11 protein-coding genes are annotated in these 17,538 nt (G+C 37.1%); all 11 read right to left on the reverse strand.

Annotated elements, in window-relative coordinates; genetic code table 11:
• Positions 1-9: 9 nt before the first annotated feature.
• The 11 genes from J2Z23_RS14365 to J2Z23_RS14415 all read right to left on the reverse strand — a co-directional run bounded on the left by J2Z23_RS14365 (position 10) and on the right by J2Z23_RS14415 (position 17,531).
• Positions 10-1,359 (reverse strand): sulfatase family protein, encoded by a 1,350-nt coding sequence (locus J2Z23_RS14365; RefSeq protein WP_057987235.1) that lies wholly within the window; start codon positions 1,357-1,359, stop codon positions 10-12.
• Complete coding sequence (locus tag J2Z23_RS14370) at positions 1,346-4,615, reverse strand: glycosyl hydrolase (protein WP_209974334.1); 3,270 nt, start codon at positions 4,613-4,615, stop codon at positions 1,346-1,348. The genes J2Z23_RS14365 and J2Z23_RS14370 overlap by 14 nt, the downstream gene beginning before the upstream one ends.
• Before the next feature lie 115 nt (positions 4,616-4,730).
• Complete coding sequence (locus tag J2Z23_RS14375) at positions 4,731-5,831, reverse strand: rhamnogalacturonan acetylesterase (protein WP_083492417.1); 1,101 nt, start codon at positions 5,829-5,831, stop codon at positions 4,731-4,733.
• Between the two features lie 11 nt (positions 5,832-5,842).
• Positions 5,843-8,194, reverse strand: a complete 2,352-nt coding sequence (locus J2Z23_RS14380) for a helix-turn-helix transcriptional regulator (protein ID WP_209974336.1) — start codon at positions 8,192-8,194, stop codon at positions 5,843-5,845.
• Between the two features lie 433 nt (positions 8,195-8,627).
• Entirely contained in the window at positions 8,628-10,154 is a 1,527-nt protein-coding gene (locus tag J2Z23_RS14385; protein ID WP_238482776.1) for an extracellular solute-binding protein, read from the reverse strand.
• Between the two features lie 74 nt (positions 10,155-10,228).
• Entirely contained in the window at positions 10,229-11,098 is an 870-nt protein-coding gene (locus J2Z23_RS14390; protein WP_057983512.1) for a carbohydrate ABC transporter permease, read from the reverse strand.
• 16 nt (positions 11,099-11,114) lie between these two features.
• Positions 11,115-12,095 carry an ABC transporter permease gene (locus tag J2Z23_RS14395; protein WP_209974340.1) on the reverse strand — a complete coding sequence of 327 codons (981 nt, stop codon included), beginning with the start codon at positions 12,093-12,095 and terminating at the stop codon, positions 11,115-11,117.
• Between the two features lie 353 nt (positions 12,096-12,448).
• Entirely contained in the window at positions 12,449-13,462 is a 1,014-nt protein-coding gene (locus J2Z23_RS14400) for a sugar kinase (RefSeq protein WP_064468124.1), read from the reverse strand.
• Positions 13,463-13,467: 5 nt separating this feature from the next.
• Positions 13,468-14,112, reverse strand: coding sequence for a bifunctional 4-hydroxy-2-oxoglutarate aldolase/2-dehydro-3-deoxy-phosphogluconate aldolase (locus J2Z23_RS14405; RefSeq protein ID WP_064468125.1), 645 nt, complete (start codon positions 14,110-14,112; stop codon positions 13,468-13,470).
• A gap of 107 nt (positions 14,113-14,219) precedes the next feature.
• Positions 14,220-15,959: a sensor histidine kinase gene (locus tag J2Z23_RS14410; protein WP_057983520.1), complete on the reverse strand. Its 1,740-nt coding sequence runs from the start codon at positions 15,957-15,959 to the stop codon at positions 14,220-14,222.
• Positions 15,960-15,971: 12 nt separating this feature from the next.
• A complete protein-coding gene (locus tag J2Z23_RS14415) occupies positions 15,972-17,531 on the reverse strand; it encodes a response regulator transcription factor (RefSeq protein WP_209974342.1) in 1,560 nt (519 codons plus the stop codon).
• Between the last annotated feature and the right edge of the window lie 7 nt (positions 17,532-17,538).

The raw sequence follows: 17,538 nt of genomic DNA on the forward strand, positions 1-17,538 counted from the left end.
GCATTAGTGTTACAAAAGGACTTCTTTCTCTGTCACTCTGCGTTGCCCACTCCCTTTGATTGGTGCCTGTTCAATCAGCGGTCGTTCATTTTCGACTTCTTCAATTCTTCGCAATAGACGCTCGCGCAACTTATGCGCCACTTCTTGATGGGATTTTAGACCAATTAAATTCGTTAATTCATACGGATCTGCCTCTAAGTCATAAAGGAATTCCTCGGTATAATGATCGGATTTAGAATCATGTACAGGGTCCTTCGTTGGATCAGAAACACTATATTTCCATTTCTGTGTACGGATCGCCCTGCCTACCTGTGCCTCACTAATTTGGATAAAGACATCCTCCTGCCACCCCTTACTTCTTCCATGAATAAGTGGCATAATTGAAGACCCCATCATTTCTTCAGGAACGTCCAGACCAGCTGCATCAATTAATGTTGGGGGAAAATCAATTAAACTTACTAATTCTTTTTTCTGTCCCCCCTGCCTAAATCCAGGTCCAGTGATTGCGGCAGGAATACGAATGGAACTTTCGTGACAAGAACGCTTATACTCCTTGTTTCTAGTTTTAAAATGACAACCATGGTCAGAAGTAAATAATATAATTGTATCGTCATATAAATGAAGACTTTTCAACGCGTCCAGCAATCTTCCCAGCGCTTCATCCAGTCGTTTCACCATTCCGTAATAACCACCTAAATGCTGATGTGCCGTACCACCAAGTGCGGCAAGATCTGGTGGTGTCCATCTAGCTGTATATCTCTCACGGTAACCAACCGGTGCTGGATAATCATCGATCCGATTTTGATGGTGAGGCTCAAGGTAAGAGACAAATAGAAAGAATGGATCTTCCTTATGTTTGTCGATATAACGGATTGCTGCATCTGTGAGTGCATCTACTCGATATCCAGGCAATTCCACAGGTTCACAATTATTGTTATAAAGAGTTGTTTGATAGGCTTCTGATGTATGTTCTAATGCATTCGCAGCTAACCAATAATCATACCCTCCCCTTCTTTCTTCACTTACTGGTTCTTCTGCAGCAAGATGCCATTTGCCAATATAGCCTGTCTGATAACCACCATCTCGGAATTGATTGGCTAGTGTTTTCGTAGTATGAGGCAATGGCACATTATTATGATAGCATCCTGTTTGGGTCGGATAACGCCCTGATTGAAATGCAGAACGGGCTGGCCCACAAACTGGCTGACAAGTAACAGTGTTATAAAGGTGGGTTCCTTCTTGGGCAATCCGGTCAAAATTCGGTGTTAGCTCAAGAGGATTTCCATGTACCCCTGTCGTATCCCAACGTTGTTGGTCAGTAAAAAAAACGACGACATTGGGCCTTTTACTTTTGCTCAATCGTTTCCCATCCTTTCCTACGAAGTTTTTCTCTATCGATTTTTCGGACATCTTTTAGTGTATGTGTAGCATCATCAAAATATTTCCCCTCTAAAAGTCCGACTAATGTGTTGGTCACTTTCACTTCAACGATATTTTTTCCTTCAGATAAGATGCTAGTTTTCCCCTCCCAATTATAAGGGGACCATGCTTTAACACCAAGAGAATGGCCATTCACTATGACCTCAGCACATTCATGAAAATACTCAAACTGGGAAAATTGCAATGTAAAACTAGCTGTTTCTGGTAATCTATCAATTTTAACCTTCCTTTGGAAATGAATGGTTCCCGCGTAATACGGTAATTTACAATAAGGTCCAACAATCGTTGGCGCACTTTTAGGAAGATCTGACAAAATTGGCTGAAGATCATTAGAAAAATCAACACCAAAGTCTCCCTTTACATATAGCGGATCAACGACACCTTCCCAATCATGTTGAATCTTTCCTTTTACCTCAACAATATTTTCTCCCTGCTTTATCATTGGGCCAATATCACAGACAATATTATTATGATCGTATACAAATTTCTGGTGACAATGAGCTTGATTAACAATTGCTCCATTAATAAGAATATCAAGTTTCCCCTGAATTGCGTGACGATCCATTACTAGTGAACAACGTGAAGGTCGTGTCTCAACTTTAAACGTTGCTCGATAAGAGACATTGATTGGATAAGCCATCTTTACATTCATCGGTGTGCCAAATGTTTGTTTAAATTGTACTGGCAATGAATGTTTATTCGCTAGATCCTCACATTGATCAATAAAAGTCTTTGCTTGTACAGTACAATTAGCCTCTCCGTGCGCCGGTAGCTGCAGATCAAATTCAGCCAATCGTAACATATTCGCTTGCAGTGGCATCACGTCCCAATTATCCTCGGCATTTATTTTCCAAACAGTGGATTCACTCTTTTGGAAACTCTCATTATTTTCTATCTGATTTTCTGAAATCTTAATCAGTTGGGATTGATAAGGAGCAAAATCTAGCTCAAGACACCAATGATCGTCTATCCAAGTCGCAAGCAATGGTTCTTCTTCTCCAGTTTCTACATTCAATTTCGTGATCACTATATCTTTTCGTTTCATATAAAGTTTTGCTTGATGTGGATCCCCTTCTTGATTACTTAGAAAGACGATTTCTGTCCTATCATCATAGCGACGCTGTTGTAGTAAAAAGGATTTTGCATCATTCTTAACCTTGAACTGGATCTCTTCCTGCAAATATTGATCAACAATTTTAAACAAGGTCTGTATTCTGTCTTGTAAAGGATGATCCGCTGTACAAGGGATGAAGATAGCATTTCTTTCCCCTTTCATATAATATGTGAGTAAATCCTGCTGCTCACCTTCCCAGAAATTAATTTTTGCTTCTGAAGCTAATCCAAAGGTCATTTTAATTTCTGCAAAAATTTCCTCCTCCTCATCGATTCTTTCATATGGGAGAAGACCATTAGCAATTACTGTTCCACCTGCCTCAATAAATTGCTTGATTTTCTGCCAAGCATCCGTTTCTAAATTTGTAATTGGCGGTATAATTAGAAGAGAATATGTGGCATTTCCAATAGTCATTTGTCGATCAGAAATCTTCGCAGTTGCTAATAGTTCTGGATCAAGATGATCATAATCTTTGTAATGGGTTGTTAATTGAAAACAAAGATCTGCCCAATGTTGCTTCAATTTTTCTAATTTCTCTTTCTCTGCTTCATCTTTCCCTGTATAAGTAAAAGATGTAAAAGGATTTGCCAAATGGGTCCACAAACTTGTGGTTGGATCGAGGACAGCAATTGGCCGGACAGGCGTCCCTTCACTCATAATATAACTCATTCTTCTCGTATAATCTCCTAATTTCCGGTAATGTTGCCAGTACGGATTTTGCAAAAATTGAGATGGTGGGGCATCATGCTTGACCATTGCGTCCAATGTATAAAAGAATGCATGAAAATTGAAGAAATTAACCCCAAATGCAGCTAAACGATCAATCATCCACTTTGCATCCTGTAAAGTCATTGACCAGCCGACACTATGGAAGCTTTCGATTAAAGCTCGCTCCCTTCCAAGCTGCTGGCTTAAAGAACTAATCATTTTTGGATTTGCTCGTAAACTATAAAAATAGCGTTTTAAAATCCAGTCTAAAGAGCGACCTAGCTTTTCATGAGCACTATCTCCGCCAGGAATATGGCTATATGTTTGCGCTGCCATTCTTACAGATGGAACCTCTGCAACATATTCTAAGCCATATTGTTCACACCAATCATGGACTTGCTTATGATACGCATCCCTAAATAGAAGATGATTTGCTTGGAAATAATGATAGCGGATTTTCGGAGCTAAATCCCCATCTTGGTAAAGAAGCAAATGTAAATAATCACGAATATCATAACCATATTTTTGTTTGATAAAGGGTACAAATCGTGGTGACCAAGGATATCTTCCTAGCAAATGAATCTCATCAGTGAACATTCCTTTAATTGTTTTCCCAAAATGCTTTTTAAGTTTTTGTGCGTAACGCTCGTGTGTCATTTTAATAAATGTTGCCATTGCCTCCGTATGGCAAGGATCCACAAATGTCCCATAATATTTAAAATCATTGATTTCTCCTTCAAGAAAACAATGGATTTCCCACTCCCCGGCAGGAGCGATCCAATTCACTATTTTCTTCGGGTTATAAGTGAAAAAACGCTTTTGGTTATAAGTCGTAAGTCCAGTCTTTTGATAAACTGGTTCAACTTGGAGATTTCCAATCGATTGTTTCACATCTATCGCATGAGCCCATTTACGCTCCCCCGATTCTGCATCCAGGGGCACAGCCTTCGCAAATAGCACTTTCCCCCATGGCAGTTCTACCTCCGCCTTCTTGCTGCCATCAACCTTCTTAACCGTATGATGGAGAATGGATTGTTTTGCATCTGGATGCTCTAATGTCACCTCTCCACCAGCCATCCCACTTGGATAGGGATATTCATCATACAACCAAACATCCATATGATGCTTCGCTGCTATGTCAACCGCGTACTCTACTTTTTGAAACCATTGATCAGAGAGATAAGGAACACTCATCCCTTGTCTGGCACATAAGAAAAAGCCTGTTACTCTTTTGTCTGCCATCTCTTCAATTTGTCGCTCTATTTCCTTTTCTGCCATCTCCCCATTCCAGAACCAGAATGGGTGAATCCCATATTTCGCATCTGGATTTTGAAAAGTATTCATATCTAACATTTTGTCACCTCATAGATTAAGATTATATTTTCTAACATCTACACAAATACTGAAGGCGGGAAAATGTCCTCCTCCCATTATTCTTGATCTGTCATCATTTTTATTAAACCTTTATCTAAGGCAAAGATGTTGCCATATCTTTAAGTATATGAGAGCATAACGGCTCAGCCCCCGCCTCCAGAATACCTTTTGCGACCAGCCTTGCAATTTCAATCGCACCTGATTCGGAAAAATGAGTATTATCTTCCGCACCTTCTGGAAGATTTTTATATTGTCCAGGTTCAGCCCACAAAAACACTTCCTTAGTACATTCAGTCCCTAGTTCCTCAAAATATACTTTGCTTAATGAAGCTAAGTCGATAAACGGTACCTTTTCTTGCTGAGCTAGTTGTCTCATGGCTTCGATGTAATCCCCATGGGTATTCTTGATACTTCCATCCTTTTCAAAGAAACGGCGATGCATAGGAGCAACAAGTATCGGATAGGCTTCGGCCTCTTGGGCAAGATCAATGTATTGCTTCAAATAATCCTGATACGTTGTAAAGGGTCTGGTGCCGCCTGCATTATCTTTCTCATCATTATGGGCAAATTGAACAAGGAGATAGTCACCTTTACACAACTTTTTAGCAATCCGATTTAAACGACTTTCCGCAATAAAGCTTTTGCTACTTCTACCAGAGCGTGCATGATTCGCAACAGCAATACTTTCATCCAGAAACAAGCCAATCATTTGCCCCCAACCAGAATAGGGAAATTGGCCCGATGGCTGATCTGTTACCGTAGAATCACTAGCGAGAAACATTGTGGGGATGCTTGTCATCCTTCTCACTTCCACATGCTGTACACCAGGGGCTTCCCCACCAAAGGCAAGCTTTAATTGCCCATCATCAATATGTACCGCAAAGGTTTTAGCTAAAGATTCCCCTATCTCTGTCCTTACCTCATGTAGCTTCAGATGCCCTAATCCCGCCTTCACCGTCGTGATCGCCGGTTGATCGGAAGAGCCCAAAGTAAGGGTAACCTTGTAGTTCCCATTCGGTACATCCATCAAAAGCGTTGGCACCGGTGTTAGGAAATAATCACCAGGCCATGAATCTTTCAAATCTTCATATCTTGATGAATTTGGCGGAACAGAAAAACCATATCCTTTCTCTTTGTCATATTTATTTTCAACCCTCGGGATAAATGAATAACCAAACTCCATGTTTTCGCTCATCCTTTCTACAATTATGAAATAAAGCTTTTTTTCTTTTGATTTACTTTTCTGAATTCACTAGGTGTAATTCCTTCACTCTTTTTGAAAAGTCGATTAAAATAGCTTGGTTTATACCCAATATGTTCAGCAATTTGGTTGATTCTCGTATCTGTCTTAATAAGAAGTTCTCTTGCTTTCATAAGACGAATATTGGTGAGAAAGTCAATAAAGTTCCAACCAGATACTTCCTTAAACACACGACTCAAAATAGTTGGATGTAAGTTCACCTGATCCGCACAATAATCCAAAGAAATATCTTTCATATAATTCTCTTGTAGATAATGAACAACTTCTTCTACTACTATTCTCATCCTTTGATCTTGCTTTTGTGAAAGTTCCTGAATAATTGATCGAACAACCTTTGCTTCAAACCATTGACTCATCTCAAGAGGATCATTTAATTCCCAAAGCTTTTTATACAGCTGAACACCTTTATTCATAATGTTTTCATCCATCAATCCAGCCTGCAAGGCAATCTGATGAATATTTCCTAAAAGCTGAAGAGCACTTTGTTTAACCATAGCCGTACTAACGTTTTTTTCCGATAATGTTTGGAAAAATGCTCTTAATCGTTTAATTGCTTCATCTTCATTTCGCAATCGAATCGCTTGGATCGTTTCTTTTTCTATAGCAAATGGAAATTCGACTGTATCTTCTTGCTGAAACAAGTGATCCATTTTCTCAATCACAATAATTTGATTATAATCTTTCCATTTACGAAGACTTAGAGCATTTTTGGTTTCTTCGAAAATAGAATGAATTTCTTGGATCGTATTAGTTATTCTACTAATGCCGATCACTACATCCATATGGCAAATCCCATTTATCGATGTAATCATCGTTTCACTAAGCTGATGAGTTTTAGCTTCGATCTCCTCCTGTGTCTCCTCTTGTGGAATCGTTATAAATAAACCAAGGGATAGATCATAAAAGTTTATAATTTGTCCAGTAATATTCATTTGGTGCATCAACTCTTTTGTTACATTTCCAGCTAAAAAAGTGACAAGGCCCTCATCGCCCGCTAAAAACTTCCCTTGTAACTTAGATAATCCAAACAATTGAATAAATAAAATTAAATACTTTTGCCCTTTTTTCAAACCAAAATGTTGCATCCGCTCTAGTAATTCCTTTTCAGTAAAAGCATGTAGATAGCCTTGAAAAAGTTGGAGTAGGAAGCCTTCTCTTAAATCTGGCAGTTGTCTTTCCAAACGACCTCGTAAATTTTCACTTTCACTTGAAAGATCATTCCACTGATTTTCAATAAAATCAAACTCATTTTTTGTTGTTTTTCCCTCGTTATTAATTTTTTTAAGCAAAGTCTCAACCGGATTGTATAATTTTTTAGAAGCAAAAAAGGAAAGGAAAATAGCTGCCAATAATAAGATTGAACAAAGAATAATGAATACTTTAGAAATAAATACAACTGGCGCTGTAATCGTTGTTAGCGGAGCAATCGAAACATAGTACCATTGCTCCCCAAGTCGGGAGAATGAATCATAGGTTACCGTATATTCCATTTTGTCAAAATAAAATAAAAGTGGCTCTTTTTTTCCTGGCCTTCCTTCTATCTCATCATAAATCGCCTTTTCTAACTCGCTTGGCCTTACTTGTTCGGGATCTGCGAAAACCCAATGGTTTTGATTACTTATTAAAAAGACAGATCCAGCTTCATATGGAGATTTTAGTAATTCAGCAAGCTTATCCTTATCCATATAAACAAGAATTGATCCATAGGAAGTGAATCTTGTATTCGCTAAATTATGAACTAATCCAAGTGGTGCGTAGCGGTCTTTATATCCCTGCTCTACCTCTAACAGTGTTGGACTCCAAAATAAACTATTATCATTCGTTAAAAACTGCTGATAGGAATTTAAGGTTTTTGTATCGTTTATTAAACGATAGCCACTTTTTGAAAAAACAATTGGCTCTTCCTGATTAATAAATAGCTCAACATACCCGATAAATGGATTGGAGTTCTCAAGATAAAGTAATGTTTTGTATATTTGGCGTACTCTCTTATAATCATTCTTCAAATCTATATTTTCATAGTCTTTGCTGAAATTAACATCTGTTGCCCAATTGGCTAGCAAGAATTCTATATAAGAAAACTGCTCCTGGATAGAATCCATTGTTTTATATAAATGATTTTGATGAACTGTGTGCAATTCCTTTTCCATCTGTGATTTACTAACGAAAAATAATATTACTCCGATCAGTATGCCTGGAAGACTTGTTATCAAGAGAAATACAATTAAATTTCTTCGATAATGACCAGTAAATTGCAAGTTATGGCTAGCAAATCTTTTAGTGAATAAATTTCCCAATCACTCCACCCCTGTATTGTAAGCACTTTCAATTAGCTTACCATAATTTCTAAATAATTTGAGAGGTGTTTTCCAACCATTCAAAAATCTCTACTGAAAATATACTTTCAAAAAAATCGAGGCTGGGACATAACTAAAATGCTAAGCCTCAAAAGCGAATATTGCATTACCTTAGCGGAGGAAATATACGTAGACTCCTATGGGAAGTAAGAGTTCGACAAGACCCGGAAGGCGAAGCCTGAGGAGGCTTGACACTAGGGAAAGCAGGCTAAGTTCGCGCCGTCCTGGCGCAACGCCTGCATGACCCACATCCTGTAGGCCTTCGGAAGCGAAGTATATTTCCGGAGTGGGTTATTATTTTCACGCTAATAGTTCGGACTTTACTTAAGCGAAAACACTTTTGTCCCAGCCTCGTTCACGTCATAAATTCACTTCAACTTTCTCTAGTTTGATAAGACTCATTGATTTCTTCTGTTAACGTCTTCATGTCTCCATCATCTTTTAGCTTTTCTACCAAATCATCCCATGCAGTAATAGGTTCTTTGCCTAAAATTATTTTTGTTTTTAAATCCTGTACTTTTTTTCTAAACTCAGGCAAGTAAGTATTACCTATCTCTGAATAAAGCCCTGTACCAATATTCGGTACACTTGTTTTCGCTCTTTCGTCTTGGATTTCCTCATATAATTTCTGGGCATCTTCCGGGAAAGTCGGTTTCGTTGAGCTAGCATATGGATCGGAAACATAAACAATTTGATTAAAGTCACCAACTGCATCCTTCTCCATTTTTTCTGTATCAATGACAACTTCGTCACCTTCAACCTTATGATGGACACCCTCAATACCTTGTTTGTGCAAGATAAAGACATCGTCTTCCATCCAACGATCTATCATGGCTAATATCTCTTTCATTTTCTCTTCAGGTACAGATTTTGGAATAGCGTTACCACCAGCAAATCCCGGTCCTTGCGGATTAAAGCCATTTATATTTGTAATTGGCAAAAGATCTGTGAATTCTAACTCAGGTTCGATTTGGATAATTTGTTCATAATAATCTTGCAATGCTCCTGCCTTCTCATTAATAATTCCCGCATTACCGGCCTTGAACATATCTTTGGCTTGACTATTCTGTAAAGAGGCAAAGTCCTCTGCTAATAATCCATCCTTATAAGCGTTAGCTAAATATTCAAGAGCATCACGGGTTTCAGGGAGAAATACCGTGTGAGTTAATTCTCCATTTTCTTCTTTCCATTCACCATTCACGCCTGTAAAGATCCCTTCGAAATTTCCCATTGCTCCCATATTTTCATCACCGATCTCACCAATAAAACCAAAAGTGTCATCCTGACCATTTTTATCAGGATCTTTCTCTTTAAATGCTTTCATCACTTCATATAACTCATCTGTATTCGTTGGTACTTCCATTCCCACATTGTCTAACCAATCCTGTCGAATAATAAAGAATGTTTCACCCTCAGCAGGCCGCGGTCGTGGAATAACATAATTAGCTCCATTCATTTTGGTTAAGTCCCAGGCGATCTCTTCAATTCCATTTTTAATATTGGGATAGTCGTCAATATAAGGTGACACATCCCAAAAAGCACCTTGATCTACTGCTTGTCTGAAAACAGGACTAAACGGATCCGGGACTAACATTAAGTCTGGTAGTTCTCCTGATGCCAATGTAACATTAAACCGATCTCCGTAATTATTAGCGGAAACCCAATCAATCTCTAATTTAGTATTCGTTGCCTTTTCGGTTTCTTCTTTAATTGGCGAATCTTTGCTTGGTGGAGTGGCACTAAAGAAATGACTCATAATATGAACTTTAGTCGGTCCACCTGCTCCAATATTTTTTCCCTCGTTTTCTTCTTTCTTAGTCGCTGTTTTTTCACCGCCCCCACTACAGGCTGCCAATAACATTATGAAAAGAACGCTTAATAGTATAAATCCCTTTTTCATCAAACCTCTCCCCCATTTACATTAAGTTTAATTTTTTGCCTATTATTATAGAAACAATCAAATAAGTAACTTACTTATTCTTTGATCGATCCGATCATCACCCCCTTAGCAAAATGCTTTTGCAAGAATGGATAGACAAGTAAAATTGGCACAATCGCAATCACGACGGCAGCCATTTTCAAAGTCTCAGAGGGAGGTGGTTTTATGAGCGGATCCACATCCCCTAAACTACTACCAGAGGCATCAATTAACATATTCTGCAATAAAACCTGAATAGGCCATTTACTCGCATCATTCAAATACAATAGAGCATTAAAGTATTGATTCCAATAAGCTACAGCGAAAAACAAACCAAAGGCAGCGATTGATGGCAATGATAAAGGAAGAATAATCTTCACCCATGCCGTAATATCATTACACCCATCAATGGTTGCTGCTTCAACTAAAGAATTAGGAATACTATCATAAAATCCTTTCATTAATATTACGAACCAGCCATTGGAAAGAGAAACAAGAATGACGGACCAAAGGCTATTTAACAAGCCAAGCTCTTTAACAAGTAAGTAATTGGGAATAATTCCTGGACTAAATAAAATCGTAAATAAGATTAATAATAAGAGAGCTTTTCGACCTTTAAATTTCTTCCTCGATAAGGCATAAGCAAGGGAAGAAGTGATTAATAGACTACAAAAAGTACCAACGATCGTTAAAAATGTACTTACACCTAACGAGCGGATAAAAGCATCCGCTGATAATAGATATTTATAGGAAGCCAATGACCATTTCTCTGGAAATAACACTAGACTTTTTTGCAGATATTCGGTTGGTTCTGTAAAAGAAACAACAAATACATAATAGATTGGAAAGAGCGTAACCGCCGCTATAATTCCCAATATAAAAATATTAAAGATATTAAACACTCGATCTCCAAAACTTATTTTCATCTTTAATCACCCCTAGCTAATAAATTCCTTCTTCACCAAATTTTTTCGACATTCGATTAGCCACTACCACTAAGATAAGGCCAACAAATGATTTAAATAGACCTACTGCCGTACTATAGCTAAATTGTCCTTGTTGAATACCGACACGATACACATATGTATCAAACACTTCAGCTACTTCGGAAACAGCTCCATTGTACATAAGAAAGACTTGTTCAAAGCCAACTTCCATAATATCTCCAAGACGTAAAATCAATAAAATTACGATGACATTTCGAATAGCCGGTAATGTCACATGCCAAATTTGGCGAAAACGATTGGCTCCATCGATTCCTGCTGCTTCATATAGATCTGTATTTACACCAGCGATAGCCGCTAAGAAGATTATTGTTCCCCAACCACATTCCTTCCAAATCGATTGTCCCGTTAATAAAAACCAAAATGTATTAGGATTCGTTAAAAAATCAAACTTTGCCAATCCAAAATTGTCAATTAAAAGATTAATCACCCCTTCCGATTTGGACAAAAGCATAAACGAAAGACTTGCAATGATAACCCATGATAGAAAATGCGGTAAGTAAATGATCGATTGGACAATCCGTTTATAGCTTTGACTTCTTAGCTCGTTCAACAACAGCGATAGAATAATAGGAAGTGGAAAGAAAAAAATTAAATTTAAAAAGCTAATCGCTAATGTATTCCGTAAAATCATTAAAAAGTCAGCATGGGAAAACAGTCGTGCAAAGTGTTGCCAACCGACCCATGGACTATCGGCATACCCTAAAAAAGGAGAGAAATCTTTAAAAGCAATAGTTATCCCCCACATTGGCAAATACTTAAATATTAAAAAATAGATCAACCCTGGTAGTGCTAACAAATATAGGTAGCGATCCCTAACCATTTGTCTTCCAAACTTTTTTAGCTTCAATGGAAGATTTTCTTCTTTTTTGTATACGTTTTCATTTATTGTTTTTTGAACAGGTAGCTTACTATCCATTCTTGCTTCACTCCTTTCAATTCCATAAAATGAATAGGGAAAATCCCTGTACCATTTGGTTATTTATAAAGTACTGAATAAGTAGATTTCCTGCAATAAGACTCTTTTTACTTAGAAAAATAAAGGTATTGCACTTTTTTTATTTAATTGATTTATTTTTACACAATGCTCATCTTCGCTATTTTCATAGGCTATTATCTTTAAGTAATTAAACAGAAAAAGATTTCCTTAAGAATAGTTCTTAAAGAAATCTTTTATAAAAATCAGCTCAATTTTTATCTTTGCTCATATTTAATTAGATAAGCAGATAAGTAGAAAAATTATACAGGTCTGTTATGCAAGGGTTCACTCCTTTACCGAACGATCTTCCCAGACTCTTGGTTAGCAAATGCGGTAATTTCCTCTGCTGAGAATGTATTGCTATCCCCATGAATGGTGTGTTTTAAAGCAGCTGCTGCGGTGGCAAATGAAACCGTTCGTTCTGGAGATATATTTGTGATGATCCCGTATAAAATTCCAGAGGCAAAAGCATCTCCAGCACCTACTCGATCAACGATATGATCGATATGATAGACCTTCGACTGATGGAGTTTTCCATCAACATAGTAATTCCCTTGCAATGTATTAGTAGAAGCAGAGATTACTTCTCGAAAAGTAGAAGTGAAATACTTTATATTGGGATATTGTGATTGAAGGCTATGATAGTAATATCGCAACCTTTCCTCTTGCTGCATTCCTTCTCCCGCTTGGGGGAGACCTAGTAAATAAAGCGCATCCAATTCTCCACAAGAACAAATATCAATATAGGGGAGAATTTCCTTGATTGTAGCTCCTGCTTCTTCTTGTGACCAGAGCTTCGAACGATAGTTAAAATCAAAGCTAGTTAAAACTCCTTTTTCCTTAGCCTTCTTTAATGCATGGATTGTCAATTCCCTCATCATTGCTGATACTGCGGGTGTAATTCCTGACACATGAAAAAGTGAAGCATCCTTAAAAATCGCCTCGAAATTGACCTCGTCATACTCCATCAGTGTAAAGCTAGAGTTCTTTCTATCGTATATTACCTGTGTGCTCCTACCACCTACTCCAGGTTCCATATAATAGGTTCCTAGACGTTCACCACCTTTTTTCACATAGTCTGTGTGGACCTGATTTGCATTTAAATGTCTAATTGCCCCTTGTCCAAGTGGATTGTTTGGAACTTTACTGACAAAATAAACCTGCATGCCAAGATTAGCTAGAGCCACACCCACATTGGCCTCTGCACCACCATAATGCATTAGTAGTTGATTTGATTGATGGACTCTCTCACCGGGTTTAGGTGAAAGACGTAATAGTATTTCACCCAGTGTAACAATTTTTTTCATACGATCTACCCTCTTATTTCTTGAATTTTTTGCATGTACTGGCGCGCATTTTCCGTAATTTTCTCGTACTCCCCATTCTTAGCTGGGGCAATCAATTGACCGCCAATCCCCACAGCAACACAGCCATTTTCCAGCCATTGAGTGATATTTTCCAGACTGACACCACCTGTTGGCATAATATTTACTTGAGGTAAAGGTGCTTTAATCGCCTTGACATAATCTGGTCCAAAAGCAGAGCCTGGGAAAAGTTTGATAATATCTACCCCTGATTCCAATGCCTGTTTGATCTCAGTTACGGTCATACAACCCGGCATATAAGGAATTTGATATAAATTACAAAGTCTTGCTGTTTCTGTATCAAAACTTGGACTTACAACAAATTGTGCACCCGCTAAAATCGCTATTCTAGCTGTGACAGCATCTAACACTGTTCCTGCACCAATCACAATATTACTGTCATCTTCATATTGTCTTGATAAATCTTTCATTACCTTGTCTGCTTCTGGGGTAGTAAAAGTGATTTCGATCCCTTTGATTCCTCCCTGTATACAAGCCGCGGAAATCTTCATAGCTTCTTCCTTTGAATCTGCTCTAATAACCGCTACTGCCCCGGCATCTGCAATTTTAGAAAGTAATTTAACCTTTTTCATTTTGCACCTCTTTTTTAATTTTTGTTCTCTTCTACAAAACGACTAGTTCCAATAATTTTCTCTTCCTTCTCTAAATAATCCTCCGCAAAAATCTAATGATCATCAATTCACTTTTGAATGGGGATAAGAATTTTCACAGTTGTCCCCTCCCCTGGCAAACTCTCCATTTGAAATTGAAATTGTTCCCCATAATGCATTTTTAAACGATGATACACATTTTTTATACCGATACTTTCTCCAACAACTTCCCCAGCCTCTAATGAACGCAGGATCTGGTCAAGTTGCTCCTCTCCCATACCTGTTCCTGTATCTTTCATTGTACATTGTAATTTTCCATCTATTCTTTGAATATTTATCTCAATTTTCCCTTTCCCCTTCAGCGCCTCGATTCCATGAATGCTGGCATTCTCAACGAAAGGAATTAATGACATGTTTGGGATGGAGTAGTAGTAAGTTTCTTCCTCAACACTAATCAGATATTGCATCTTGTCATCAAAACGGTATTCTTGTATTTCAAGGAATGAGCGGATCAAATCGACTTCCTCTTTAACCGTAACCATATCCTTCCCCCATGTGATCGATGTTCGCAATAATTGCGCCATATTTTTGATAATATTTGCTGTTTCATCTTCATTTTTCAAAATACTGCGCATACGGATCGTTTCTAATACATTGAATAAGAAATGGGGGTTGATTTGACTTTGTAAGGCACTAAGCTGTGCCTGTTTTCTCTGTAGTTCTAAATCCTTTTTTTGGATTCGTACAATAAAGACGTCATTAATTAACTCTTTAATTTTCTGGGACATGCGATTAAAGGCGCTTGTAAGCTCACCAATTTCATCTCGATAATCAAGTCCTTCAATCATAGCGAAATTTTGGTCTTCCACTTTTCTCATATGTTTTACAATGCGGGATAACCGTCTATGAATGGAGCTCGAAATATAGATAATCACTAGAGATGGCAGAACAAAATTAACCAAGGCGAGATAAAAAATAAAGTTTCGTGAATTTCGTACTTCATCAACTAATGCATTTTCAGAAGCTACGCCAATGACTTTCCATTGATTAATATATTGCAAGTCATATTGTTTCTCTAAAACAACAGTATTATCTGGAAGCACAATAGAATCGAATTGATAATCTCTATCCCCCCACGGGATACTAGAATCAGTCGTATATTCTATAACATTCTCTTCATTCACCAAGTAGATATCTCCTGGAAAAGTAATATTATTAAATGTTTGTGTAAGCAACTCCTTTCCCAATTCAATTTTTAAAATTTTTTGGGTACTATTATGGTGATAATGATCTAATTCCCTTATTACGCTAAATGTATCTAACTTATCTGATTTCCCCTTTGTACGTGTTAAAACTGGATAAGATTTTCTTAAGTTGTTGGTGTTTTGATACCAGTAAGATTCTTTTACTTGTTCATCTATTGGGTTCACTCCACCAGCAAAAATGACCGTTTCATTATCGGTATAAACACTAATAGAATGGATTGAAGAATAAATCGGTACATATTTATCAATATCACGAAAGTCGGCATTATAAGCTCTGATAAATTCAGTAACAGATTCATAACGGGTTTCCAAAAAAGTGTAAAGATTATTATCCGTATACAAAACAGTAGAAATCCCGATTGCATCATCAATCCCTTGCCGAAATTCATCCGCCATTTGCTCAAGAGTGAGAGATAAATCCTGTATTTTTTGTGTTTTCACATTTTCGTTTGTCACATAATAAAAGATTATATTTGTAGCAACTATAGGTATAAATACGGAGATGAAGTATACAAGTAATAATTTATTCCTCAGGCTTATATCATTAAAATGAAAGTTTTTCATTAGACCGCCACTTTATAAAGATTTTCCATGGATTTTTTTTCTATATTGTGTAGGTGTTATTCCCTCGTATTTTTCAAACTGAGTCACAAAATAATCTGCATTTCCAAATCCGACACTTTCTGCTACTTGGTACACGCGCATATCCGTTTGTCTCAAAAGTTTTTTCGCTTCATTCATGCGAACTTCTAGTATAAAGTCTTTGTAATAAATCCCATAAGTCTTCCTAAATAGTTGTCCCATATAGACGGGATTCATATAAAACTCATTTGCAAGACTTTTTAATGTAATATTTTCCTGGAAGTGGTTTTCAATATATTTTTTCACTTTATAAATATTTCCGTTTGCATGATCACTATGTAGGAGATGAATCAGTTCAGCACAATCTAGAACAAACTCGGTAAACATTGTTTGTATTTCTTTAAAGGTAAGCGGATACTTATCCCATTGAAGCATTGTGTGTAATGTTGATACTTGATTCTCATCACCATCTAATTGTTTAATTGTTTTTATCAACTCGTGGACACATCGATTAATTGACGTTTTTACAGCATCACGGGCAAACATCTTCTTCCTAAATTCTCGAAACATCTCTTCAATTGTACTCAGTATTGCCTTTAAATTATTCTCTTCAATTCTATCCATTAATCTTTTATAAAGAGAATGGTCAAGCTCGATATAATGAACGGATTGCTCCCGCACTAATTCAAAATAAATCGGGTCATTCCTCTCCGTTGTGTATTTGAATTGAGAAACCATGTTCGCGGTTTCAAAAGACTCCTTAATTCCAGAAGGGCCCTTGACTGTTTTGCCAACAAATAAGGATATTTCTGTCTTCAATCGTGTTGATAGCTGTTCTTGTAAATCTGTTACAAAATGTTCTAGATTACCTTTAATAGAATGTAACTGCCGGATCGATACCAATAGTCCAAAACTATTTATCCCATGATCACGAGTTAATATCATGTCCTCTTGTAAGTATGACATAATAGCTTGATTGATCTTTTCTTTCAGATTACATATTTCGTGGATTGCATTATTTATTTCTAAAATAATATATTTCAATTCTTCCGCATTCGCAATATTTAATTTTTGTTGAAGTATAGTACAATTTTCCTCATTCGTCTCACCAATTAGGATCTCTTCCAGCGCCGTCAATGCTACCCTTTTTTCTCTATTTATTTTCCATTCTTTCTCCGTTCGTAATTTGTCTGCAAGTCGAATTAAAGTTTTTTCAAATTCATCCTTATCAATAGGTTTTAAAATAAAGTCTTGTACACCATACCGCATTGCTTGTTGAGCATATTTAAAATCGTTATAACCACTTACAATTACAAAATTAGGTTTAAGGTTGGTTGATTCAACTGTACTCTTAATTAATTCCAATCCATCCAATACAGGCATTCGTATATCTGTCACAACTAAATCAGGTTTCCTTTCTAGGATCAATTCTAGAGCGTCTTCTCCGTTATCAGCTTCTGCACAAACTTTAAAGCCACACTTTTCCCAATCAATTAAACGAAGTAACCCCTTTCTAACAAAATGATCATCATCGACCAAAAAAACATTATGCACAGATTTA

Origin of the sequence: Lederbergia galactosidilytica (assembly GCF_017873565.1) — a bacterium.
GTDB lineage: Bacteria > Bacillota > Bacilli > Bacillales > Bacillaceae_C > Lederbergia > Lederbergia galactosidilytica.